At 56.6% G+C, this 23,879-nt stretch carries 20 protein-coding genes; 13 read left to right on the forward strand and 7 right to left on the reverse strand.

Annotation, left to right across the window (positions count from 1 at the left end; translation table 11 throughout):
* Window positions 1-35 precede the first annotated feature (35 nt).
* From mreC to ACR0FE_RS21640, 5 genes are read left to right on the forward strand one after another with little or no spacing between them, the layout of a single operon-like run.
* Window positions 36-938 (forward strand): rod shape-determining protein MreC, encoded by a 903-nt coding sequence (gene mreC, locus ACR0FE_RS21620; RefSeq protein ID WP_480915205.1) that lies wholly within the window; start codon window positions 36-38, stop codon window positions 936-938.
* Window positions 931-1,467: a rod shape-determining protein MreD gene (locus ACR0FE_RS21625; protein ID WP_480915207.1), complete on the forward strand. Its 537-nt coding sequence runs from the start codon at window positions 931-933 to the stop codon at window positions 1,465-1,467. Before mreC ends, ACR0FE_RS21625 begins: the two co-directional genes overlap by 8 nt.
* A complete protein-coding gene (mrdA, locus tag ACR0FE_RS21630; protein WP_170615729.1) occupies window positions 1,464-3,413 on the forward strand; it encodes a penicillin-binding protein 2 in 1,950 nt (649 codons plus the stop codon). Before ACR0FE_RS21625 ends, mrdA begins: the two co-directional genes overlap by 4 nt.
* Window positions 3,410-4,549: a rod shape-determining protein RodA gene (gene rodA / locus ACR0FE_RS21635; protein ID WP_170615727.1), complete on the forward strand. Its 1,140-nt coding sequence runs from the start codon at window positions 3,410-3,412 to the stop codon at window positions 4,547-4,549. Before mrdA ends, rodA begins: the two co-directional genes overlap by 4 nt.
* Window positions 4,550-4,564: 15 nt before the next feature.
* The gene (locus tag ACR0FE_RS21640) at window positions 4,565-5,497 is read left to right on the forward strand and encodes a 2-hydroxyacid dehydrogenase (protein WP_480915209.1); all 933 of its coding nucleotides are present in this window, start codon (window positions 4,565-4,567) and stop codon (window positions 5,495-5,497) included.
* 13 nt (window positions 5,498-5,510) lie between these two features.
* Here ACR0FE_RS21640 and ACR0FE_RS21645 read toward each other — a convergent pair whose 3' ends face one another.
* Complete coding sequence (locus ACR0FE_RS21645; RefSeq protein ID WP_480915210.1) at window positions 5,511-7,526, reverse strand: M3 family metallopeptidase; 2,016 nt, start codon at window positions 7,524-7,526, stop codon at window positions 5,511-5,513.
* A gap of 142 nt (window positions 7,527-7,668) precedes the next feature.
* Here ACR0FE_RS21645 and ACR0FE_RS21650 point away from each other — a divergent pair, with 142 nt between their 5' ends.
* Window positions 7,669-8,880, forward strand: a complete 1,212-nt coding sequence (locus ACR0FE_RS21650; protein ID WP_480915212.1) for a trans-sulfuration enzyme family protein — start codon at window positions 7,669-7,671, stop codon at window positions 8,878-8,880.
* A 90-nt stretch (window positions 8,881-8,970) separates the two neighbouring features.
* On the opposite strand, the gene ACR0FE_RS21655 is transcribed toward ACR0FE_RS21650, so the two are convergent.
* The 5 genes from ACR0FE_RS21655 to ACR0FE_RS21675 all read right to left on the reverse strand — a co-directional run bounded on the left by ACR0FE_RS21655 (window position 8,971) and on the right by ACR0FE_RS21675 (window position 13,466).
* Window positions 8,971-10,014, reverse strand: a complete 1,044-nt coding sequence (locus tag ACR0FE_RS21655; RefSeq protein ID WP_480915214.1) for a HesA/MoeB/ThiF family protein — start codon at window positions 10,012-10,014, stop codon at window positions 8,971-8,973.
* Window positions 10,014-10,469: a dUTP diphosphatase gene (gene dut / locus ACR0FE_RS21660; RefSeq protein ID WP_480915216.1), complete on the reverse strand. Its 456-nt coding sequence runs from the start codon at window positions 10,467-10,469 to the stop codon at window positions 10,014-10,016. Before dut ends, ACR0FE_RS21655 begins: the two co-directional genes overlap by 1 nt.
* Window positions 10,470-10,506: 37 nt before the next feature.
* Entirely contained in the window at window positions 10,507-11,703 is a 1,197-nt protein-coding gene (coaBC, locus tag ACR0FE_RS21665) for a bifunctional phosphopantothenoylcysteine decarboxylase/phosphopantothenate--cysteine ligase CoaBC (protein ID WP_480915231.1), read from the reverse strand.
* A gap of 63 nt (window positions 11,704-11,766) precedes the next feature.
* Window positions 11,767-12,591: a ChaN family lipoprotein gene (locus tag ACR0FE_RS21670; protein ID WP_480915218.1), complete on the reverse strand. Its 825-nt coding sequence runs from the start codon at window positions 12,589-12,591 to the stop codon at window positions 11,767-11,769.
* Window positions 12,588-13,466, reverse strand: a complete 879-nt coding sequence (locus tag ACR0FE_RS21675; protein ID WP_480915220.1) for an RNA polymerase factor sigma-32 — start codon at window positions 13,464-13,466, stop codon at window positions 12,588-12,590. The genes ACR0FE_RS21670 and ACR0FE_RS21675 overlap by 4 nt, the downstream gene beginning before the upstream one ends.
* Window positions 13,467-13,564: 98 nt before the next feature.
* Here ACR0FE_RS21675 and cobU point away from each other — a divergent pair, with 98 nt between their 5' ends.
* The 7 genes from cobU (at window position 13,565) to ACR0FE_RS21710 (ending at window position 22,448) form a co-directional block, all read left to right on the forward strand.
* Complete coding sequence (gene cobU / locus ACR0FE_RS21680) at window positions 13,565-14,086, forward strand: bifunctional adenosylcobinamide kinase/adenosylcobinamide-phosphate guanylyltransferase (RefSeq protein WP_170615708.1); 522 nt, start codon at window positions 13,565-13,567, stop codon at window positions 14,084-14,086.
* Window positions 14,083-14,661 carry a histidine phosphatase family protein gene (locus tag ACR0FE_RS21685; protein ID WP_170615706.1) on the forward strand — a complete coding sequence of 193 codons (579 nt, stop codon included), beginning with the start codon at window positions 14,083-14,085 and terminating at the stop codon, window positions 14,659-14,661. The genes cobU and ACR0FE_RS21685 overlap by 4 nt, the downstream gene beginning before the upstream one ends.
* Window positions 14,662-14,719: 58 nt before the next feature.
* The gene (locus tag ACR0FE_RS21690; protein ID WP_480915222.1) at window positions 14,720-15,592 is read left to right on the forward strand and encodes a glutathione S-transferase N-terminal domain-containing protein; all 873 of its coding nucleotides are present in this window, start codon (window positions 14,720-14,722) and stop codon (window positions 15,590-15,592) included.
* Window positions 15,593-16,511: 919 nt separating this feature from the next.
* A complete protein-coding gene (locus ACR0FE_RS21695; protein ID WP_480915224.1) occupies window positions 16,512-17,048 on the forward strand; it encodes a hypothetical protein in 537 nt (178 codons plus the stop codon).
* Between the two features lie 325 nt (window positions 17,049-17,373).
* A complete protein-coding gene (locus ACR0FE_RS21700) occupies window positions 17,374-18,879 on the forward strand; it encodes an LCCL domain-containing protein (RefSeq protein ID WP_480915233.1) in 1,506 nt (501 codons plus the stop codon).
* A 365-nt stretch (window positions 18,880-19,244) separates the two neighbouring features.
* Entirely contained in the window at window positions 19,245-20,849 is a 1,605-nt protein-coding gene (locus ACR0FE_RS21705) for a hypothetical protein (protein WP_480915226.1), read from the forward strand.
* 474 nt (window positions 20,850-21,323) lie between these two features.
* Entirely contained in the window at window positions 21,324-22,448 is a 1,125-nt protein-coding gene (locus tag ACR0FE_RS21710) for an alpha/beta hydrolase (RefSeq protein WP_170499405.1), read from the forward strand.
* Between the two features lie 460 nt (window positions 22,449-22,908).
* Here the strand turns inward: ACR0FE_RS21710 and ACR0FE_RS21715 are convergent, their stop codons facing one another.
* The gene (locus ACR0FE_RS21715; protein ID WP_480915227.1) at window positions 22,909-23,721 is read right to left on the reverse strand and encodes a hypothetical protein; all 813 of its coding nucleotides are present in this window, start codon (window positions 23,719-23,721) and stop codon (window positions 22,909-22,911) included.
* Between the last annotated feature and the right edge of the window lie 158 nt (window positions 23,722-23,879).

Raw genomic sequence — 23,879 nt, forward strand, 5'->3', positions numbered from 1 at the left:
AACAATCGGGCGCGAGCAGCACGGGAAGGAGTCCTGTGGCAAAGGACCGATCACAGCGCGACGAATACACCACCCCCTTACGCCGCTTGTTGCTGGGGATCGTTGTTTTGTGCCTGCTGGGTATCTTTCTGGTCTGGCGCATTGACAGCCCACGGGTCGAGAGATTCCGCGCTCAGGTCGTGGATGCCGTGGTGCCCTCGATGGAATGGGCCATGGTGCCGGTCACGGCCACGGTCAACCTGGTCCGCGATTTCCAGAGCTATCAGCGGCTGAGCGAGCAGAACCGGGAATTGCGCAGTGAACTGCGCCGGATGCGCGCCTGGAAAGAGGCGGCGCTGCAACTGGAACAGGAAAACGCCCGGTTGCTGGACCTGAACAACGTCCGGCTGGATCCGCGCCTGACCTATATCACCGGTGTAGTCATGGCCGACAGCGGCTCCCCCTTCCGGCAGTCTGTTCTTCTTAACGTGGGCCGGCGGGACGGCGTTGTTGATGGCTGGGCCGCCATGGACGGGATCGGGCTGGTTGGGCGCATCTCTGGCGTCGGCGCCGACACCGCGCGTGTCATCCTGATGACGGACGCCTCGAGCGCTATTCCTGCCACCATCCAGCCGTCCGGGCAGACCGCCTTGATCAAGGGGGACAATACGGCAGTGCCATTGGTCGAGTTTCTGGAAAACCGTGAACTCGTCCGACCCGGCGACCGGGTCATCACGTCGGGCGACGGTGGCGTTTTCCCGGCAGGATTGCTGATCGGTCAGATCACCGCCGATCCGGGTGGCAGGTTGCGCGTGCGTCTGTCCGCCGATTTCGAGCGGCTCGAGTTTCTGCGCGTGCTGCGCTACCAGTCGGCGCCCGCCATTCGTGATTCCGGGGATATCGTTGGTCCGCTGCGGCCCGAAGCATCCCTGACTCCGGATGAGGCCGCAGATGGATAAGGCTGTTTCCCATCTCTGGGCCATGCGCTGCCTCTATGTTTTTCTGGTGGTTCTAGTGCTGTTTCTGCATCTGTTGCCGCTGAACACGCAGCCGGACCGCTGGCCGTTTCCGGATGTTCTGATCGCCCTCACATTCGCCTGGGTGCTTCGGCGCCCCGAATACACGCCCATCGCAACTGTGGCCGTTGTCATGCTGATGGCCGACCTGCTTCTGCAACGGCCGCCGGGGTTGCTGGCGGCACTTGTCGTTGTCGCAACAAACTATTTGCGCTCGGCAGCGCCGGGAATGCGGGATATCGGATTTTTTGGCGAATGGAGCTCGGTCGCGGCGGTGATGACCGGTATCTTTGTGCTGAACCGTTTCATTCTGTCGGTTCTGTCGGTCCAGCAGGCCGCCTTTTGGCCGACAGTTGTTCAACTGATTTTGACCATCGCCATCTATCCCTTGATTGTGCTGATCAGTCAGAATGGTATGGGCGTCCGCCGTGTTTCAGCTGCGGATGCCGGTATTGTCGGGGCGCGGGCATGAAGCAGAAACGCACCAAATCCCAGGGTCTTGCCTACAAACGTCTGCCGCGCCGGGCGTTGGTTCTGGGTGGTTTGCAGGCGGTCTTTATCGGTGGTCTGGCTGCGCGGATGCGGTTTATGCAGGTTGATCAGGCCGATCAGTACCGGCTGCTGGCCGAAGAGAACCGGATCAACATCCGCCTGATCCCGCCGACACGCGGGCGCATCTATGACCGGAACGGACAGGTCATTGGCCAGAACTCGCCGTCCTACCGGATCGTGATCGTGCGCGAAGACGCGGGTGATATCGACTCGGTCATTGCCAAGCTTTCGGAACTGATCCCCCTGAACGAGGATGAGATCGAGCGTGCCCGCACGGAAATGCGCCGGTCCGCACCCTTCCTGCCGGTCACGCTGGCAGATCAGGTTACGTGGGAGGACATCTCGAAAGTGGCGGTGAACGCGCCGGCCCTGCCCGGCGTGACGCCCGAAGTCGGTCTGACCCGCCAATATCCCCGGTATGAGGATTTCGCCCATATCGTCGGTTATGTCGGCCCGGTCAGCGACTACGACCTGAGCCAAATGGAAGACCCCGAGCCGGTTTTGCGCATCCCCCGGTTTCAGATCGGCAAGGTCGGGCTGGAGGCCAAGCAGGAGGCCACCCTGCGCGGCAAGGCCGGGGCCAAGCGGGTCGAGGTCAACGCGACCGGTCGCGTGATGCGGGAACTGGACCGCCAGGAGGGTGAAGCCGGGGCCGACCTGCAATTGTCGATCGACGCCGATCTGCAGCAATACGCACAGGCCAGATTGGCCGGGGAAAGCGCGGCGGCGGTTGTGATTGACTGCGAAACCGGCGATCTGCGTGCGATTGCCTCGGCCCCCAGCTTTGATCCCAACCTGTTTGTACGTGGTATCTCGGTCGCCGATTACAGATCGCTGACACAGGACAAGTATCGCCCGCTGGCAAACAAGACGGTACAGGGTACCTATCCACCGGGGTCGACGTTCAAAATGATCACGGCCATGGCTGCGCTTGAGGCCGGTGTGATCGGACCCGGCAACACGGTATATTGCCCCGGTCATCTGAAAGTCGGCAGCCGCAGGTTCCATTGCTGGAAGCGCGGCGGGCACGGTACGGTCGATCTGGAAACCTCTCTCAAACGCAGTTGCGACGTCTACTACTATGATGTTGCCCTGCGCGTGGGCATCGACAGGATATCCGACATGGCCCGAACCTTCGGGCTGGGCATCAAGCACGATATTCCGATGTCGGCCGTGGCAGGGGGGCTGGCGCCAAATCAGGAATGGAAACAGCGGGTCCACGGGCAGGAATGGCTGGTCGGGGACACCGCGAACGCCTCGATCGGTCAGGGCTTCATGCTGGCCTCGCCCATGCAGCTCGCCGTCATGACCGCGCGGATCGCCACAGGCCGCGCCGTGACGCCGCGCCTGGTCCGGTCGGTCAACGGGGTCGAACAGCCCTCGGGCGCGGGTGAGCCACTTGCGGTCAATCAGCGGAACCTGTCACAGGTGCGCAAAGCGATGTTCTCGGTCTCCAATGACCGGCGCGGAACGGCCTACCGCAGCCGTATCATCGCAGATGAGTTTCGCATGGCGGGCAAGACGGGTACCAGTCAGGTCCGCAATATTACCAAAGCTGAACGCGCCGCTGGCGTGATCCGAAACGAAGACCTGCCCTGGGAACGGCGCGACCACGCGCTGTTTGTCAGCTTTGCCCCGTACGATAATCCGAAATACGCCATAGCCGTCGTCGTTGAACATGGCGGCGGTGGGTCCAAGGCGGCGGCCCCTGTCGCGCGGGACATCATGCTTCAGGCGCTCTACAACGGTACGCCCCCGCTTGAGGCGTATCCGGTTGCCGACCGCGAGCGCATCAAGGAACAGCAAAAACGGCTGGAGGGCGATCGCCGCCCCAAAGCGCGTCCGGATGAAAAGGACCGCGCATGAGCTATCTTGAATATGCCGTCAAATCCACGCCGTCGGGGTTTCGCAAGTTTCTGTATATGAACTGGCCGCTGACCCTGCTGTTGATCAGCACGGCCAGTGCCGGGTTCCTGATGCTGTATTCGGTGGCGGGCGGTTCGTGGACCCCGTGGGCCGAACCGCAGATGGAGCGGTTCGGGATGGGTCTGGCGGCCATGTTCATCGTGGCGCTTGTGCCGATCTGGTTCTGGCGCAACATGTCGGTTCTGGCCTATCTCGGCTCGATCGTTCTGCTGATCTTTGTCGAGCTTTTCGGCACGGTCGGCATGGGCGCGCAGCGCTGGATCGACCTTGGGTTCATGCGGCTTCAACCGTCCGAGGTCATGAAGGTTGCCCTGGTCATGGTGCTGGCCGCCTATTACGACTGGTTGCCGTCGCACAAGACCTCGCGCCCGCTTTGGGTGCTTATCCCTGTTGCCCTGATCCTGATCCCAACGTTCATGGTGCTCAAACAGCCTGATCTGGGTACGTCGATCCTGTTGCTGGCTGCTGGCGGTGGCCTGATGTTTCTGGCTGGTGTCCACTGGGCCTATTTCGCCGCCGTGATTGCAGCAGGTGTCGGGCTGATCGCCACAGTGTTCAATAGCCGTGGGACAGACTGGCAATTGCTCAAGGACTACCAGTTCAGGCGCATCGATACGTTTCTCGATCCTTCCACCGATCCGCTTGGCGCGGGTTACCACATTACACAGTCCAAGATTGCCCTGGGATCCGGGGGCTGGAACGGACGCGGGTTTATGCAGGGCACTCAGTCGCGGTTGAACTTCCTACCCGAGAAACATACCGATTTCATCTTTACCACACTGGCCGAAGAGTTCGGGTTCGTCGGCGGCATCACGCTGTTGATCCTGTATGCTCTGATCCTGATTTTCTGCATGGTTACCGCGCTGACGACCAAAGACCGTTTCTCATCGCTTGTGACTTTGGGCATTGCACTGAACTTCTTCCTGTTCTTTGCCGTCAACATGTCCATGGTCATGGGTCTTGCCCCGGTTGTCGGCGTTCCGCTGCCCATGGTCAGCTATGGCGGCTCGGCCATGCTGGTTCTGATGGCCGCGTTCGGCATCGTTCAAAGCGCGCATATCCATCGTCCTCGTTAATCTGAAAGGCAATCCATGACAGTGAATGTCCTGTTTTCCGCACGTCCCGGGCTTTGGCCTGTTTATGAGCCGTTGCTGCGCCAGGGCCTGTCCGAAGCCGGGCTGGAGTTTGAGTTGTCGCCAGAGATTTCACCGGAACAGGTCGACTACGTGGTTTACGGACCGACGGGCGGATTGCGGGATTTCGGGCCCTTCAGTCGGCTCAAGGCTGTACTCAGCCTGTGGGCCGGGATCGAGAGTATCGCGGACAATGAAACCCTGACCGTGCCGCTGGCCCGGATGGTCGATCACGGGCTGACACAAGGTATGACAGAATGGGTCGTCGGGCATGTGCTGCGCTACCATCTGGGGATGGATCGTCACATCACCGTCCAGGACGGCGTCTGGACGCCCGAAGCACCGCCGCTCGCGCAGCAACGGCATGTAACGGTTTTGGGTCTGGGCGCTTTGGGGCTGGCCTGCGCCAAGGCACTGGCCGCGCTGAATTTCAATGTTACCGGTTGGAGCCGCACGCCCAAGGACGTCGACGGCGTGACTTGTCTGCATGGGCAGAAGGGATTGGAAACGGCGCTGTCACAGGCAGAAATTGTGGTTCTGTTGCTGCCCGATACGGCAGCGACGGAAAACACGCTGAACGCGGAAACGCTGGCCCTGTTGCCCAAAGGTGCACGGATCCTCAACCCGGGTCGCGGGCCGTTGATCGACGATGATGCCCTGCTGGATGCGTTGAATTCAGGGCAAGTGGGTCATGCCACGCTGGACGTGTTCCGGACCGAACCACTGCCGCCCGAGCATCCGTACTGGGCACATCCCAACGTGACTGTGACACCTCATATCGCGTCCGAAACCCGCGAGATCACTGCCGCGCAGGTCATTTGCGAAAACATCCGGCGCGGTGAGGCAGGTGAGCCCTTCCTGCTTCTGGTGGATCGCCAGTTGGGGTACTGACGACCCATCCAATTCAGGCGGCGATCAGGCCCCGCCCTTTCAGCAATGCCTCGACACCCGGCAGACGGCCGCGAAAGGCCAGATACAGATCTTCGGCCTCGCGTGAGCCTCCGGTGGACAAGATGTTGTCCTCAAGCGCCTGGGCGCGATCGGGATCGAAGGCGCTGCCCGCCTCCTCAAATGCCGCAAAAGCGTCGGCATCCATAACTTCGGACCACATGTAGCTGTAGTAGCCGGAACTGTATCCGTCCCCGGAAAAGACATGCGCGAAATGCGGAGTGGCGTGGCGCATTCCGATGGCGCGCGGCATTCCGATTTCGGCCAGAACCTCAGCCTGTTTCGCCATCGGGTCGGCTGGGGCCGCGCCGTCGTGGAATGCCAGATCGACCAGAGCCGAGGCGACATATTCCACGGTTTGAAAGCCCTGATCGAAATTGGCCGCTTTCAGTACCTTCTCCAACATGTCCTGCGGCATCGGTTCGCCGGTTTCTGCATGCGTTGCGTATTCTGCCAGTACCTCGGGCACTTCCAGCCAGTGTTCGTAAAGCTGGCTGGGCAGTTCCACAAAGTCCCGCGCAACGCTTGTGCCCGAGATGCTTTCATAGGTCACATTCGACAGCATCTGATGAAGGGCATGGCCAAATTCGTGAAACAGGGTGCGCGCGTCGTCGTAGGACAGCAGCGCCGGGTCGCCTTTGGCGAAGTTGCAGACATTGATGACAACTGGCGCCTGTTCCTTGGGGAATTTCGCCTGCGCGCGCATTGCGCTGCACCAGGCACCGGACCGTTTGGAACCGCGCGCGAAGTAGTCCCCTATGAACACCGCAATATGCTTGCCATCGCGCGTCACCTCCCATGCGCGGCAATCGGGGTGATAGAGCGGGACATCCAGCGGCTTGAATTCCAGCCCGAACAGCCGATTGGCGCAGGCAAAGGACGCCTCGATCATACGTTCCAACTGCAGATACGGCTTGAGCGCGGCCTCATCCAGATCATGCTCGGCCTTGCGCCGTTTTTCCGCGTAATATCGCCAGTCCCAGGCTTCCAGCGGCCCGTTGACCCCGTCCTCCTGCATCATTTGCGTCAGGGTTTCGGTATCGGCATCTGCGCGCGCCTTAGCAGGCTTCCAAACCTGCATTAGCAGGTCCCGCACCCTATCCGGCGTTCGGGCCATTTCCGTTTCCAGTTTGTAATCGGCAAAGCTGCCATAACCTAGAAGCGTAGCGCGTTCTTCGCGCAACGAAAGGATTTCAGCGGCAATCTCGCGGTTGTCGGTTTCCCCGCCTTTCGCACCACGCGCCGCCCACGCGAGATACGCCTTTTCGCGCAGATCGCGGCGGGGCGAGAACTGCAGAAACGGCACGATCAAGGACCGTGACAGAGTCACAACCGGGCCATCCAGCCCTTTCTCCTTGCCAGCCGCACGGGCGGCATCGGTAACAAAACCGGGCAGACCGGCCAGATCACCCTCAGTCAACTCCATGAACCAGTCCCTTTCATCCGCCAGCAGGTTCTGGGTGAAGGATGTGCCCAGCGTGGCCAGGCGGGATTTGATTTCCTGCATGCGGGTATCGTCATCACCCTGCAACGCCGCACCCGCGCGCACAAAACCGAGATGGGTCAGCATCAGGACACGCGCCTGTTCGTCGGTCAGGCCCAATTCACCGCGCCGCGCCCAAAGATCGGCGACCCGCTGAAACAGAGGTTTGTTGGATGAGATCGCGGAAAAATGGGCCGCCAGTTTGGGTGAGAAATCGCGCTGCAGGGCTTCGCGCGCCGGGTTGCTGTCCGCACCTGCGACGGTAAAAAAGACCGCCAGAACCTTGTCCAGCTGTTCCCCGGCGGCTTCGAGTGCCTCGATTGTATTGGCGAATGTCGGGGCGTCCGGATTTGTCGCGATTGTATCGATCTGGGCCGTGTGCGCGGCCAATGCCTGATCCAGCGCCGGGGCAAAATCATCGTCCGAAATCTCGGCAAATGGGGCGATTGCAAAGGGGGTGTTCCAGTCGGACAGGATCGGGTTGGTCATTCAGATCTCCTTTGTCCGACAAGGTAGGCAGCCTGCCTGTGATGGTCCAGAGGGCGGGCGCGCAAGTCGCCTGAAAAAGTCGCAATCCGGCTTGCATCGGCAGCGTGGCGCACGCAGGGTCGTCGGCAAAGGGAGACAGGATATGACCAAGCCGAACCGTCCTGCCGGGATCATGACCAGGGCCATCCACGCAGGCGATCCGCCGGATGCTTCGACCAACGCGTCTGCTCCGCCGATCCACATGAGCTCGACCTATGTGACCGAGGATCTGGCGGGTTTTTCGGCCCATGACCTGACGCCGGACAGCCCGTTTGTCTATTCGCGCTGGGCGAACCCGACGGTCGCGGGTCTGGAGGCCAAGATTGCCGCGTTGCAGGGGACTGAAGCCTGTCTGGCAAGCGCGTCCGGGATGGCTTCTGCGTCAGCGATCTTTTTCACCTTTCTGTCTGCCGGAGATCATCTGATCGTGTCGGATGTTTCTTATGCAGGGGTCGCGGAACTGGCACGCGAGACTTTGCCGCGTATGGGGATCGAAGTCTCGGCGGTCAACATGTCCGATCCGGCCTCGGTGGCGGTCGCAATTCGCGCCAACACCCGCCTGATCCACACGGAAACGCCGGTGAACCCGATCGGCCGCCTGACCGATCTGGCCGCCGTCTCGAAACTGGCGCGTGACGCCGGGGCGTTGCTCAGCTGTGATGCGACCTTTGCATCGCCTTTGGGCATGGACACAGTGGGTCTTGGCGTTGATCTGACGATGCATTCGATTACCAAATATATCGGCGGCCATGGTGATGCGATTGGCGGTGCCGTTGCCGGGTCCGCCGAACTGATCGCGAAAATGCGGATCGAGGCGGGTATTCATCATGGAGGCGTTTTGTCCCCCTTCAACGCCTGGCTGATCGCGCGCGGGGCTTCGACCCTGCCGTTGCGAATGAAAGCGCATGAGGCGGGTGCAAAGGCCGTGGCGCAATGGCTGGAGAATGATCCGCGCGTCTCGAAAGTCATCTATCCGGGTCTTGCCTCGCATCCGCAGTCGGACCTGGCGGAACGGCAGATGTCGAACAAATCCGGCATGATTTCGTTTCAGGTAGGTAGCGCCGCCGATGGCGAGCGTATCGCGCAGCAGATGATCGAGCGGCTTGAGGTGATTCACTACGCGGTGTCGCTGGGACATCATCGCAGCCTGATTTTCTGGATGGGAACCGATGGTCTGATGGAGACGTCCTTCCAACTGAGTGGCGCGCAGCTTGAGGACTACCGCGCCTATGCCGGCGACGGGATTTTCCGCCTGTCTGTCGGGCTGGAAGACGCCGAAGACCTGATCGCCGATCTGGATCGCGCATTGGGCTAACGGTATGCTCCCGCCCCCGCGGGACACATCAAAGATGTGCCCCGGCGGGGTTGGGCAGGGCCGCGCGCCGCTGGCGCGCGGCGGATTGGGTTAAACCCCGGCGCTTGCGCAGATCGGGCAATCGTCGCGTTTGGACAGGGTGATCTTGCGGCTTTCGCCGTAAAGCGCGTCATAAATCAGCATCTCGCCGCGCAAGGCCTGCCCCGCGCCGGTGATGACCTTGATGGCTTCCACCGCCATCATGGATCCGACCACACCGGGTAGGGGGCCAACGACACCCGCTTCGGCACAGGAAGGAGCCAGCCCGGGGGCCGGGGCTTCGGGGAAAATGCATTGATAGCAGGGGCCTTCCCTAGCCGGATCAAAGACGCTCAGTTGCCCCTCCCATTGCGACAGCGCGCCTGAGATCAGAGGCTTGCCAAGCGCCACTGCCGTTCGGTTGGCCAGATAACGAGTGCCGAAATTGTCGGTACCGTCCAGGATCAGATCAAAGTCGCGGAACAGCTCTTCGGCGATGTCGTCTGTCAGGCGACGATGATAGGGCAGGACCACAACATTCGGGTTCTGCGCCTCCATTGCCTGTTGGGCGGAAAACACCTTGGGCATGCCGATATCCGCGTCCCGATGGATTACCTGCCGCTGCAGGTTGGCGTTTTCGACCTCATCATCGTCGATCACGCCGATTGTGCCGACACCTGCCGCTGCCAGATATTGCAGGGCCGGGGCGCCAAGCCCGCCGGCACCAATGACCAGCACCCGCGCCTTTTTCAGCCGTTTCTGTCCGGGTCCGCCCAGTTCGCGCAGAACGATGTGTCGGGCGTAGCGGTCAAGTTCGGTTTGGCTGAATTGATCGGATGGCATGGCAGGCTCCTTGGCAGGCACTGCGCGAGCGCGCAGCACCCTCAACAACCTGCCATAAATCAGAGCAAGACCGGCCGCGCCACCCAGGATCAGCCAGACGGCCGCCGATCCGCCGGTCGCCTGCCTTAGCGGGTTTCCATCCGGCAGCACCAGTTGGGCAATGATGACCCCGGCCAACAATACAGCAACGGATACAGTCCGCGCCCCGCGCGAAACTCCGGCAAAATACCCGATGCCCCAAAGCCCGGCGGCAAGCCCCAGAACCAGTATCATCAGCCGCGCCCGGTCGAACCGAAGCCACCTGCCCCGCGTTCGGTGTCGGACAGGGCAACCGCGGCCTCGAACACGGCCTGCACAACCGGGGCCACCACAAGTTGCGCAATGCGTTCGCCATGCGTGATCTCGAACACATCCTGCCCAGAATTCAGAACGATCACACCCAACGGGCCGCGATAGTCGCTGTCGATGGTGCCGGGCGTGTTTGGCAAGGTAATTCCGTGTTTCAGCGCAAGCCCGGAACGGGGGCGCACCTGCACCTCATACCCGTTGGGAATTTCGATCCGCAGCCCGGTCGGCACCAGCACACGCTGACCGGGTTCAAGCCGTATCGGCGCGCCACCCGGCAGATTGGCCCGCACGTCCGCGCCCGCCGCGCCCGATGTTTCATACGAGGGCAGGGGAACCGAAGGGTCCGCTCCATCTTCACGGATTACACGAATTGCTACCATAGCTGCACCTCTTGCCGTGCCACGCGGGGCCGGTATCTTATTCTTTCAAAGCGTCGGCGATTTTGGCGGCCAGTTTCCGGGCGACTTCATCCTTGCCCATGCGAGGCCAGCTTTCGGCTCCATCTTGCGAGATGAGGGTCACGGCGTTTTCCGAACCGCCCATAATGCCCGTGGCGGGGCTGACATCGTTCGCGACGATCCAGTCGCATCCTTTGCGCGTGCGTTTGGCCGTCGCATTTTCGACTACGTCATTGGTTTCGGCGGCAAAGCCGACAACCAGTCTGGGTCGCCCTTCCGTCATGTGCGACACACGTTTCAGGATGTCAGGGTTTTCGGCAAACTCCAGCGCGGGCAGGCCGTCGCGGCTTTTCTTCAGCTTCCGATCGGACGCGCTGGCAACCCGCCAGTCAGCCACGGCCGCGGCAAACACGCCGGCATCGACAGGCAGGGCTGCATCGACCGCATCGGACATCTCGCGCGCGGTTTCGACCCGGATGACCTGCACGCCATCGGGCGGAGGTACATCTGCTGGGCCGGTCACAAAGATCACTTCGGCCCCCAGGGACGCCAGCGCGCGGGCCACGGCCGTGCCTTGCGCGCCAGACGACCGGTTGGCGATATAGCGCACCGGGTCGATGGGTTCGTGGGTCGGTCCCGACGACACCAGAATACGCTTGCCGGACAGGGGGCCTTTGCCCAATGCGGCCTCGATCGCGGCCACGATCTCCAGAGGTTCCGACATGCGGCCCGGTCCGTATTCGCCGCAAGCCATATCGCCTTCGTTCGGACCGACGAACCGGACGCCATCGGCCTGCAATTGCCTTAGGTTGCGTCGTGTCGCGGGATGATCCCACATACGCACATTCATGGCGGGTGCGCACAGCACGGGCGTATCCGTTGCCATCAACAGGGTCGAGGCCAGATCATTAGCGAGCCCAGCAGCCATCTTGCCCATCAGATCCGCCGTTGCCGGAGCCACTACGATCAGGTCAGCAGAACGGGACAGCTGGATATGGCCCATCTCGGCCTCATCCGTCAGATCGAACAGATCTCGGTAGAGTTTTTCTCCGGCCAGCGCGGACACGGACAAGGGCGTCACGAATTCTTCTGCTGCGCCCGTCAGGACCGGAGTCACCGCCGCACCGCGTTCTTTCAGCCGCCGGATCAGGTCCAGCGACTTGTAAGCCGCAATCCCGCCGCCAATGATCAGCAATATGCGTTTGGATGCCAGCATCATATGCCCTTCCCGTCCCGGTCGGCCCCGACATTAGGCAACGCAGGCAGGTTGTTCCAGTTGTTAATTCTGCACACCAAAGGCTTTGCACGGATCTTCCCGCTGGGCAGCGGGGCTGTCGATTACAGCGTCAAATGTGCCATCAATAACGCCGTCTTCGGACTGGCCCAGAACATAAACCTTCAGACCGGGGCTCAGGCGCGACAGGAAGGTCGGAATACCGCGATCCTTGCGAGCGTGGCCGTTGCCCGTGATAACCGCGACCGGCCCGCCGGTTTCATCCTTTGCGCGCAGGATCGCGCGGGTCAGAACTGCGTCCCGCAACCTTTGAATCGCAACCATCTGGGGCAACATCTCGGTCGGTACCGCATTGCAATGCGCGGCAAGCTGATCGGCCTCGCGCGCGGCCTGATCATCGGCTGACAGGGGAACGGTCAGACCGTAGCGCGCCGCATCGGCGCCGAACGTCGTGGCGGCACCTCGTTCCATGGCAGTTCGGGCGGCCTTTCGTGGAACCATCGCCCCGTAAACCGGCGCATCCGTTGCCTCGAAGACGGGGTAATACATGCTGAGCGGTGGCCAGCCTGACTCGGCCCATTGCAGAATACGTGACAATTCCTCGGGGTCGGAGGCTGCCGTCTGAGCCAGACGTTTGGCACCCTCTTCCGTCACCATTTCCCAAACTACGGCAGAAGGCGAAACTGCCTCAAGCGCCTGGGTCTGAACCATGTGATGGCGCGGGTTGTCGTGAATTTCACCCAGTATGACCACATCCGCCGCCTGCATGGCGGACGTCACATCATCGGGGATCAGGCTGTCGGCCTGCCCGGGTCGCGCCAACCCAGAGGTAAGGATCAGGGCCCAAACAAGAATCGCAAAATGTTTCATGCGATGAAGTGTTGCACCTCGCGCGATTGGCCTTCAAGGTTCTTGCGCATTTTCACAAAGGCGGCGGCTTCAAGCTGACGCACCCGTTCCTTTGACAATCCCAGTTCCTGCCCGAGGCTTTCCAATGTCCGGGAAGGTTCACGCAGTTTGCGCTCGCGCACGATGAAACGCTCGCGCTCATTCAGCGATTGCATCGCTTTCAGCAGCCATTCACGCAACTGTTCGGTGTCATGACGGCTTTCCACGGTTTCAGCGGCCTGCTCGCGATCGTCCTCAAGCGCGTCGATCCATTCGCGCCCGTCTTCATCGGCTGACTGCACCGCATTGAGCGAGAAATCTGAACCGGACAGACGCCCCTCCATCATTTCGACGTCGCGCAGTGGGACACCGATTTCGGCCGCGATCATCTGGTGAAGCTGATGGCGATCCAGTTCCATACCCTCGGTCGCTGCGTCACGTTCCAACCGGGCCTGAACACGCCGCATGTTGAAAAACAGAGATTTCTGCGAAGAGGTCGATCCGGTCCGCACCATCGACCAGTTTCGCATCACGTAATCCTGCACGCTGGCCTTGATCCACCAAACCGCATAGGTCGAAAAGCGCACGCCGCGGTCCGGATCAAACTTGTCGGCGGCTTTCATCAGGCCCAGCCCGGCCTCCTGAATCAGATCATTCATCGGCGCGCCATAGCGCTTGAACTTGGCGGCCATTGAAATCGCCAAACGCATATAGGCGGTGATCAGGCGATGCAGCGCCTGCTCATCTCGTTCATCCCGCCATGCATAAGCCAGCCGAAGTTCGGTTTCAGCGTCCAGCAGCTCGGCTTTCATTGCCTGCCGGGACATCGAAAAATCTTTTGCGTTATCCAGTGCCATGCAAATCTCCCCTTCACAGGCGCGGGCCGGGCTTGCCATGCCGACCTAGTGTCGATACGCACAGAAAGACCAGATGGATCATTTGAAAGGTAGGGATCGTGAGCTCCGATTTAACCTTTGTACTGGGCGGGGCGGCCTCGGGGAAATCTGCCTTTGCGGAACAACTGGTTGTTTCAACTGCAAAAAGCCGGGTTTATCTTGCAACTTCACAAGTGCTTGATGGCGAGATGCACGCCAAGGTTCAGCGCCATCTGGATCAGCGCGGGGAAGGCTGGACCACGATTGAGGCGCCCATGGATCTGGCCCCGGTTCTGGCCGAACTGGCAGCGGATCAGATCTGTCTGATCGATTGCGCCACCATGTGGCTGACCAACCATTTGCTTGCAGAATCCGATCTGCAATCTGCGCAGGAGGATTTGCTGAACGCACTGCGCGATTGCCCGGCCCGGCTGGTTGTCGTGTCCAACGAAGTCGGTCATGGCATCGTGCCCGAAAACGCGCTGGCCCGCCGGTTCCGCGAGGCGCAGGGGCGTCTGAACATTGCGCTGGCCGCGCAGGCCAAGCTGGTCGTGCAGGTGACAGCCGGATTGCCGCTGGTCCTCAAGGGGCAATTGCCATGACACGTTTGTTTCTTGTCAGACACGGGCCCACACATGCCAAAACCATGGTCGGCTGGTCGGATCTGCCTGCTGATCTGAGCGATCAGGCCGCAATTGACCGGTTGCACGAGCACCTGCCATCAGATGCTCTGATCGTGTCATCCGACTTGTCCCGTGCGGCGGATACGGCAACGGCCATTCAGGGCACGCGGAGACGGTTGCCGCATCACCGTGATTTGCGGGAAATCAACTTTGGCCGCTGGGAGATGCGCGCCTTTGCCGAGATCGAGGCGGAAGATCCCGAACTTGCATTTGCCTATTGGGACAATCCCGGCGACATACGCCCGCCCGGTGGCGAAAGCTGGAACGACGTGCGCCTGAGGGTGGACCGGGCCATTGATCGGCTGATCGCAGCGCACACAGGCGCGGATCTGGTCATTGTCGCCCATTTCGGCGTTATCCTGACACAGGTGCAACGCGCGCTTGATCTGGATGCGCAACAGGCATTTTCACACCGGATCGACAATCTGTCGGTGACGCGGATTTCGCGGGACGGCAGCACATGGTCGGTTGGGTCTATTAATCACATTCCGTGATAAGAGTGCCCACAATTCTCTGATTTACTGATGCAAAGCCCTGCGGCATCGTTGCCGCATGACTTATGACCTGTATATCGGGGACCGCCTGTTTTCCAGCTGGTCCATGCGTGGATGGCTGATGCTGGAAAAGTTCGGCCTGCCTTATCGAAGCCATTTGATCGGTCTGTATTCCGGCACAATGGACGAAGACATGAAATCTCTGGCTCCGGCACGGCTTGTGCCGGCCTTGCGTTTGCCGGACGGAACTGTGGTTGGTGAAAGCCTGGCCATGGCCGAGACGCTGGTTGAACGGCACCCCGAGGCAGGCTTGTGGCCCAACGAACCGGCGGCCCGCGCAACCGCGCGCTGGCTTTGCACAGAAATGGTGTCGGGTTTTTCGGCGTTACGCAGCCAATGCCCGATGCAACTGCTTCACTGCTGGGTGGGTTTGGACCCTTCGCCCGAAACCCTGTCAGACCTGAAGCGCATCGAAACATTGTGGGATCACGCCCGTTCGGTGTCCGGTGCGGCTTCGGGTCCGTTGTTCGGCGCGTATTCTCTGGCAGATGTATTCTATACACCAGTTGCGGCCCGCATCATTGGCTATGGGCTGCCGGTGTCCTCGGCGAGCCGCGACTATTGCCTGGAGTTGCTCTCGGACCCTTGCGTAAGGCAATGGCGGGCCATGGGGTTGACCGTGCAATACGATCCTTTTCCTTACGCGCAGGACCTTTCTTCAATCCCGTGGCCCATCGGCGGGGTTTCACAGGCCAGGCCAGTTGCAAGCGGCCCCTCCGCCAATGAAAACTGTCCCTATTCCGGTAAAGTAGCCACCCACTTCCTGGAGCTTGACGGCGCAAGTTGGGGGTTCTGCAACGCGTTTTGTCGGGACAAGACGGTCGCCGACCCCGAAGCATGGCCGAAATTCAAGGCGATGGTCGGGAAATGAACACCGCCGTTAACCATTCCTAAACCGCACCCATGGCAGCAACGTCCTGTTAACCAACAACAGGAAGACAATGGTTGCCCGCGCCCACACTGTCGCATTTCAAGGGGTTGATGCCCGTCCGGTCGAAGTTCAGTGCGCCGTTTCACCGGGGTTGCCACCCTAAGCAACGAGGTTACCAATGAACCCTCTTACCCACTACGATCCAATTCCCGGAATCCTGATGAATTTCCGGATTCAACCTTCCTTGAAGTCTGACTTCCAAAAGGTTTGCCGGAACCAACACATCAGCATGACCGCAAGGTTAAACCTGATGATCCGGGAGTTTCTTAAAGAGCAAAGATCAAAACCAAATGTCGTCAATCTGCCGCCAGAGGACGCAGGAGATTCCTGGAGGGATCGTCTCTATGATCGATAATAGTTCCAGCAATGCGAAGTCTTCTGGCACCCTCGCAGCGACCAGCGCCCCCTGTGGCCTTATCGGATTTCGGGAGTGGTGTCTTCTGGAGGCGTCTAGAACGAAAAGAAAGCGACCCGTCGACCCTGTGACACAACTTTTGGGTCGGATCGAGCTGTTGACCCGCCAAGTTAACAAAGAGCGGAATCCAAGGATTAGAGATCGGAAAATCGCCCAACAAAATCGGGCCTTGGCCATGTTAGCTGTTCGATTTGCTAAGCAAGACCGATGATCTCAAGATCGGTAACGCTCTTTATTTCGCCCTCTCGGCAATTTCTGTGATTGATTCAATCCAGTCTTCCGAGAGGTTTCTGGCCACAAGTTCCAGTTTAGTAGTGACATGGTTGTTGAACTGGTCAGGTTCGAACTTCTTAAGGTGTCCAAAGTCGAATTGTGCCATATGACTTGAGTGAAGAGACTGCTCTTATTAAGATATGCGTTTGCTTTAGAGGATTGACAAGAAAAATGAAAATCTCCGTCGCCAATGCCGTTCTCGCAACCCTTCTTTCAACTTCATCAGTATCAGCAGATGCGAAAATTAATGACCTATTCGAGCGATCTCCCAACATGATGGATTGGGGTGCCCATATGCTCGAACATAATTTGTCATTTGCGCTGGGCAACCCACAACAACCGCATCCGCCATTCGATATCCGCGTCAGATACCTTCCTGCACGAGACGTAATTTTGATTCGCGCAAGTATTGAGACAACTTCCAAATCGGATTCACTTGCTGCCTGCAACAACTTCTTTTGGGGCATCAGAGCAAGTGCTGGAATTCACCCGCAAGACGGCAAACTATTAAATAGTCTACCTCACACCCACTTCTCTGAACACTTCAATTCAAGCGAGGGCGACAACTTGGATGGCTCTGAAAAAGTAAAGCTGGGAGCGGAGTTGGACAAAATGTTCCAAGTAAAAGCTGACATATATGAGAAAAATAGCTCAATTTATCGGTGTACCGGAGACCTATTTTCAAGCACGCACAATATGGCTGAGTAGAAGGGCAACTAACTTTTGAAATCGATTGCCCACACACCAACAGCAACGGATCGCTTCAAGCCAAAATAGCCCATACTTCCACATGTAGGCAAAGGGCTTGAGATTGACGTCGCAAATGCAGAACGGCAGACTGCCTTAGTTCATTTCTACCCAATGGTAAGCTATGTTGCCGTATGAAATAGGATTAACCACTACGACCTCCGGCACAAGAATTCCAACGCTTCGAAACTGCGTTGTGGCCTTTTGCTTGTTTGCCTCGGCTGTTTCAGGTGAAACCGTCTCACCACTTCATCCTGACTACATCGACAGTTGTTTTTTGTCTCGCATGCCATGGCGAGTATCCATCTGCAAATGCGAACCAAATTCACGATCGTTGGGGTGGGTCGTGGGTGATACAATTTACAAACAAGGCTCGGACCCGTGCAAGGCAGCTATACACAACGGAACCATCCAACGCGATCTCGGTGGGGTAATTGCGGTCAAACCGAATATTGGCTCGTCGATCTATGAAGGGACCGCTAAGAACGGTGTCAGAACTCACAGTTCAGTTGGCGGCCCCGGTTACACTGTTTCCCTAATCAGTTCCGTCACAGATCTTGATCGAATTAGAGAAGAAAGCGCGAACCAAGTTGGACCGCTTGCATATTTCCCAAATTTAATAGGTGTTTGGTCGGACGGGGAAGACGATTACTACTTCGACGGATCCAGAATGATAGCTCTCTCTTCCGTTCGCGGACGAGTTGGTCAAATCAACACAAACAAAGAGGGTTATCTTGGAACTTTCCCGCCTGGAGCAATTTTGTTCCGCGCATCTGAAAAGAATAGTAAAGGCATCTTGGGCCATTGGTTGTTTGAAGACCAAATTTGGGGAAACGTGGTCGCTGAAATAGTTATCGAAGACGAGTTTATGAATCTGGTCAAAATAGATCAGTCCGGTCGAAGGCAAGGTATTGGGCAACAGTTTAGTCGCCGAACTTCGACGCCAATGAGGCTTCCACTTCCAGTAGTCCCCAATCGTTACGTAGGTGATGTCGATTACCCCAAAGCCAATGGCACTTCAGTCCCCACTGATCCGCTGCCTGCTCAACCATGGTTGCTAAGTGACGCTGAACTTGATCGCTTCTTGGAAGAACAGCGTCGTCTGTTTCTGATGAGTTTTTCTGAAAACCTCAAAGACGTCCCTGCCCACGTAACAGATGCTTACCTCGATGTATATTTTTCGATGATGAGGTATCTACTTCGCGGCGCAGTCTACCAAGGCTCCACAAATGTTACTGCTCAGAGGTTTTTATGGGAACCATTGGAGCTTTTACTCGACCCTGAGAGATCCACACGTGTTGTTAAAAGAATGGTGGTAAACAGGGATTTCGCAAAATTCGGAACTGGTATCGTGGTGTCGGCGGCGACGGATGCGATCGTGGAGATGATCGACGATGCGTTCGCGCAATCGTTAGGGAAAGGATCTTTAGAATACGTCCTGGCAAGATCGCTGCTGGATTTTGCTCAAATTGGGGTTTCGTACTCACAAGCTGGTCCAATACCAGCCATTGCTACATCAGTTCAAATAACAGGAAAAAGAGCGATTGAGACCGTCCAAGATTTTATAGAACTGCGGGCATATTACGACGAGGTTGAATCTAAACTGGATGCGAACCTAGAGAATCAAAATGACATTCAGAGTCAGATCATTGCGCACCGACGCGGCGAGATAACAATGGAGCCTCGGCAGCTAGAGCTTACCGAATTAACGTTAGAGATTCTGAAGGAAAGCTACGGTCAACTTTCCAGCGTATTCGATGAATGGGGCCGCTTTCAGCGAAACGCAAAGTGAGTTTCAACCAAACAATGTTGTTCACGCAATCCGACTAAAGCAAGAATCGATGAAGTCCTGAGCCCAATGTCCGCAACATCAAGAAGATGAGATTTTGTGGTCCGATCCGCGCCCCCCCAACACAAGTACCCAAAGAGAGCGTACTGTCCCAAAGCTTGATATTACGGAGCGCTTAGATAACAATGTCTTGAATCACCCGGTTACGTTGACGGCTCCGATAACATCGAAGGCCATCACTGTACTTTCGTTTTGGGCATTATTCTGACGGGTTCAGCTTGTGGCCGCCCATTTTGGCGTCTTTCAAAGGGGTAAGTAAGCTCAATTTTGTTAGATGGTATTTTGCCACGTGTTTGGGAAGTGAATTTATGATCAGAAAACAAGTTTTGAGTAAGTCGACAATTCCAAATCGCCTTGCAAGTCTAGCGTTGTTGAAGGCCATTTTCTTCTTAGCATTCATGTCGATTTTTTCACTTGGTTTAACTTATGCGACAGCTGTAGCACAAACAAAACTTAGCAGGCCTGATGCTAAGGCTATGATTGTTGAGTCCCCAGATTTCGCAAAGTACACATCCCAGTCAATCTGGACAAACTCGCAGGCAAACCAACGGGCTTTGGAGATGGGTGTATGGACATCCCGTGGAGGCTTCAACTTTAACTTAAACCCAGATTATTCATTCGCTATTGCCCCAAGATCTTCACCTGTACTCTTGATGATGACGCCAGCAATGGCGTCGAAGTTTCGCACAGAAGTAGCGGTGACAGGAATCATGGAAACAACTTCGCCAAGCATAAAGTTTGTCGAGTTTGATTGGAGGTATTTGAGTGTACCGACTGAAATTGCGGCGTTTGCAGTGCAAGGCGGGATCGGGCAAGCTCAAGTCAGATTATACGACGATGGTTGGAGAATTAACGAATTAAAGGTGCAGGGAGGTGGTGCTCCCTATGAGATGACCAATTCCGACATTGACTATATGAATAGAAGAGTTCTGTCTTATCGTCAGTCCGTAGCGCGACGTAACACAGAACTTCAAAATGCGCAGCAAGCATTCGTCAATAGTCTGTGTAAGGCGACCACCCCGACCGAGCATTTATCAACCGTTGTTGCAAAGACAAGCGACCTTGGTCGGGAAGTGCCTGTACAGTTCATTTTTACGGATGTTGACTTGCGTGTTAGAGGTATGTTCCACCAAAAAGAACGCATATTCGTAATGCCTTACGCTCTATGGGTTGATTGGAGTATCGACAACGACAACCAAGGAAATAAAATCCACAATGGTTCCGGGCGCAGCGTGGGCAACTATGACGTAGTTTTGAAGGAACTAGCCAATTATGATGATGCGCAACTACCTGGAGCCGTTTCAATCACGAATCTTTTGAGTTTTGGTAAATTCTCGAATGAAGCACTCACAAGTCTGAAATCCGCGTTTGATGCAAGTTGGAGCAGTTGGGAGCGAAGCAGTCAGCGTATCGAATTCACACGTTTACCGGGAAAGCCAGACACCACACTAGCGAGAGGAAACAAGTGCGCTGTGTCTGGCGTAGAAGGTATTTGGGGGATGCCTTATCAGGATGTATCAGTCGAATCCGCCAAACCAAGTCAGTCGTCCTCATCCGAACCGAAAAAGCAAGAAGTAGATCCGGCGATTGAGTCTGTTCCTCAAACTATCTCGTCTGCTCTTGAGGCAGGTCTATCGGGAACGGCAAGTGAAGGGTCGTTAAGCTACAGCGTCAAGATAACAAAGACAGGCGATACAATAGAAATCGCGTATCCAGAGCTCAACTGTACTGGAGTTTGGCAACTGCACAGCGAAATAACTGGGAAATCTGTTTTTCAAGAGCAGATTGTTTCTGGCGGATCAAATTGCGCCAGTGGCTACTCGAGTTTAACGCAAATGGCGAACGGGTTATATGTTTGGTCATGGTCGAGAACACCTAACGGAATACCAACCGCTCAGGCAGTTTTGCAATAATTCCATTACTGTAGCCACTGCTATGTAGCATCAATTAGCTATGTGTAAGTCAGGGGTAAGTTGGATTGCTTTCACTTGGTTTGATTGTAAGTCTAGGGTCAGGACCTATAAACGAGCGACCGCTTCTCTAGACAGCGGACGTTGGCTGAAAACGGGGCAAGGACCACAGTGCGGACTTTCCAGACCTTCGTTCTGGTTGGCCCGACGGCGGCTTCTGGCCCGAACCCGACCTTTTTGCCGGTCGCGGTGAATTTACACTTTTGAGCCTTAGATGACCAATATTTTGCGTTGGCAACCGTGTATCGAAATCCCTGAAAATAGCGACAAAAGGACTTAATAACAAATATCGATTCATTGGATTTGAGTGCTGTGATCGAGATCAATAGCTTCAAGCTTCTATTGGGCTATACATAGGGTGTCAGCTCGTGAAGCCTTGTTTGCCCGTGATAACTAGAATTTGGGAAGATTATGTTTATGAATCATTTTGGTGTCGTTGTGGATTGGTTTCGAGGTTTTCTCACTGTTCTTTTGATAACTGGTGCGCTTACGTCTTGTTCCCGTTCCCCAGAACTGGTTGGTATCGACAACTCCAAGATCCCTGCCGTTTCTGTCACGGAGGCAACGCGGCAAAAGATTTTCATCACCACCACAAGGCAAGCGACAGAGGTTGTTGGAGCATTCTACTCTGGCCAAAGAGCTCCAGAACTGGGATTAGCATCGGTTGTAGTATCGATACCACCTAATCATGTTTCAGGAGAGTTAGAGCGTTCCAAGAGGATGCCGCCGGACCCAAGAACTGAATTTGCGGTCATCGAACCGACAGTCTATCAAACCGACGATGCATTCATCAGGTCCCTGAATGGAGCGCTCGCCAAGTTGCCACCCGGTGATCGCGACATTCTGTTCTTTGTGCATGGCTACAACAACACTATCAGCGATTCGATCCTTAGGCTGGCCCAGTTTGTAGAAGACACGGACTTTAAAGGCGTGCCTGTCTTGTTCTCCTGGGCGTCTGCAGCACAACCGGTCAAGTACGTGTATGATCTGAACAGCGCTCTTGCCGCGCGTCCGCAGTTCCTGAAGGCCGCAGACATACTTGTCAGAACCAAGGCAAATGGCGCTGACATATTCGCACACTCGATGGGCTCGATGTTGTTAATGGAAGCAATCGTCTTTGCCGAACGGGCGGGCAAGTTCAACTCCACGGGTCGCCTCAAATCCGTCATGATGGCATCTCCGGACATAGATATTGATGTGTTCCGGTCTCAATTGGGCATGATAGACGGAGACCGCACCAAATTGTTTGTCCTGACATCCAAGGATGATAACGCCCTTGGGTTTTCTCGCAGGATTTCGGGTGGGATTAGCAGGGTGGGAGCGTCCGACTCAGCCGAACTTGCCGAGCTTGGAGTGACTGTGATCGACCTGAGCAATATTGATGACTCCAAATCTGGCAGCCATTCGAAATTCGCAGGATCACCGGAAGTCGTACAATTGATTGGCCAGGGTCTGAACAGTTCCAGCCGCTTTGGGAGCAAGTCAAATCATCCCCTTGAAAATATGATCTCTGGCCTGCCCATCCTAGTTGTATCAAACTAAAGGCCGATGCCTCTTGATGTTTCGGGGAAGTATCAAAGTACATTTGGGCTACGCAGCCGGTTTCAACCAATAGACAGAAAAATCGTTTACGCGCCCAATGCCCCCGTTGAATACCTAAATGCTAAGACCCTAAAAATTACGTTCAGCCACCTTTACTTCCACCTATAGCAAGGCTGCGCAAACCGCCTTTTGCGACCAATGCTGCGCCCGAACACTATGTCTGCATTGGGCTCAAGGCAGACGTTCGCTCAATTCCGCTCAATGACTGCAATGCGGACAAAGCTGACGTTCACTGCTTCAGTAAAATTCGGATTATACAAGCTGCGTAAGACTCGGATTTGTTTTCGGCCATTGTCAGTGGCTCGCCTTCCTTCTTCAGCGCCAACTCGCACTCCATCCTGTCAAGGTCTTGGATTTACATAACCTTAACTATCCCAAAATCTCGGACGCGCCCTTCTCTTCATTTGCTCTGCAGTTTGCGAACTTCTTCATACATCTTAGGGCGCCAATCCTGGTCCTCTAGACCGTACTTCTCCATGTGCTCGTCCAGCATGGCATCCTGCGCTTCGAAACCAGGCAGCCAGCGCAGTGCCTCCATGGCTTCTGACATGGGGTTTGGGCGCCCCTTTTCCGGAGGTGGCTGAACAGCGGTTCCAGGTACAGACCACGCGTCGTCTGGTGAAACCGCCATTCTTTCGGTGATCGTATCTTTCGTGATGTTCCAGACCATCATGTCTGTTGCCATTGAAAGCGGACCATCATAAGTCTCTCGGATACCTTCATAAACGCCGTACCGCGTGCCTTCTTCATCGAAGAAGTGATATGCGACAGCGTGGCGTGGTTCTGTCTCTGACATCAGTTTCCCGAATGCCTGCGGAGAGGTGTGGAACTCGCAACATGTCCGCCAAGCCAATTGCGGTTGTTGGTTGTAGTAGGTCTTATACTGATCGGGCGTCATCATCGCCTCATGGATAGCAAGATCCACGCCCTTTGCATAGTCGACCCACATGTGGTTCGGCACCGTGTCGCCACTGAAGAAGACGGAAAGATCGGCATACTCCAGTTTGAACATGACAGGTCCGTCTCCAGTATGAATTGCTGGATAAGATTTGATAACTACGCCGTTTTCGTCATAGATGACTTGATCAACGCCTGTGTAGTCGAACTCTGTGACTTCTATCTGACCGGCCTCAGGCGTAATTTTGTATTCCCTTGTAACCTTGTCCCAGTTCACGAATTTGAGGAAATGTTCCATTGAATAGGCGGTGCCCATGTCGGGTGTTTGTCCTGATGGCCCCCAAACTTTGAGTGAACCGGGTCGACCAGATGTCCAACCCCCAGCTGTCTAGCCCCCTCGTTCGGCACCACTAAATTGAGGTTTCTCTAATAAGGTTTCAGGCACAGGTGGGCGCATGTTCAGAGCATGATGTG

It is taken from the genome of Ruegeria sp. K7 (genome assembly GCF_056531785.1).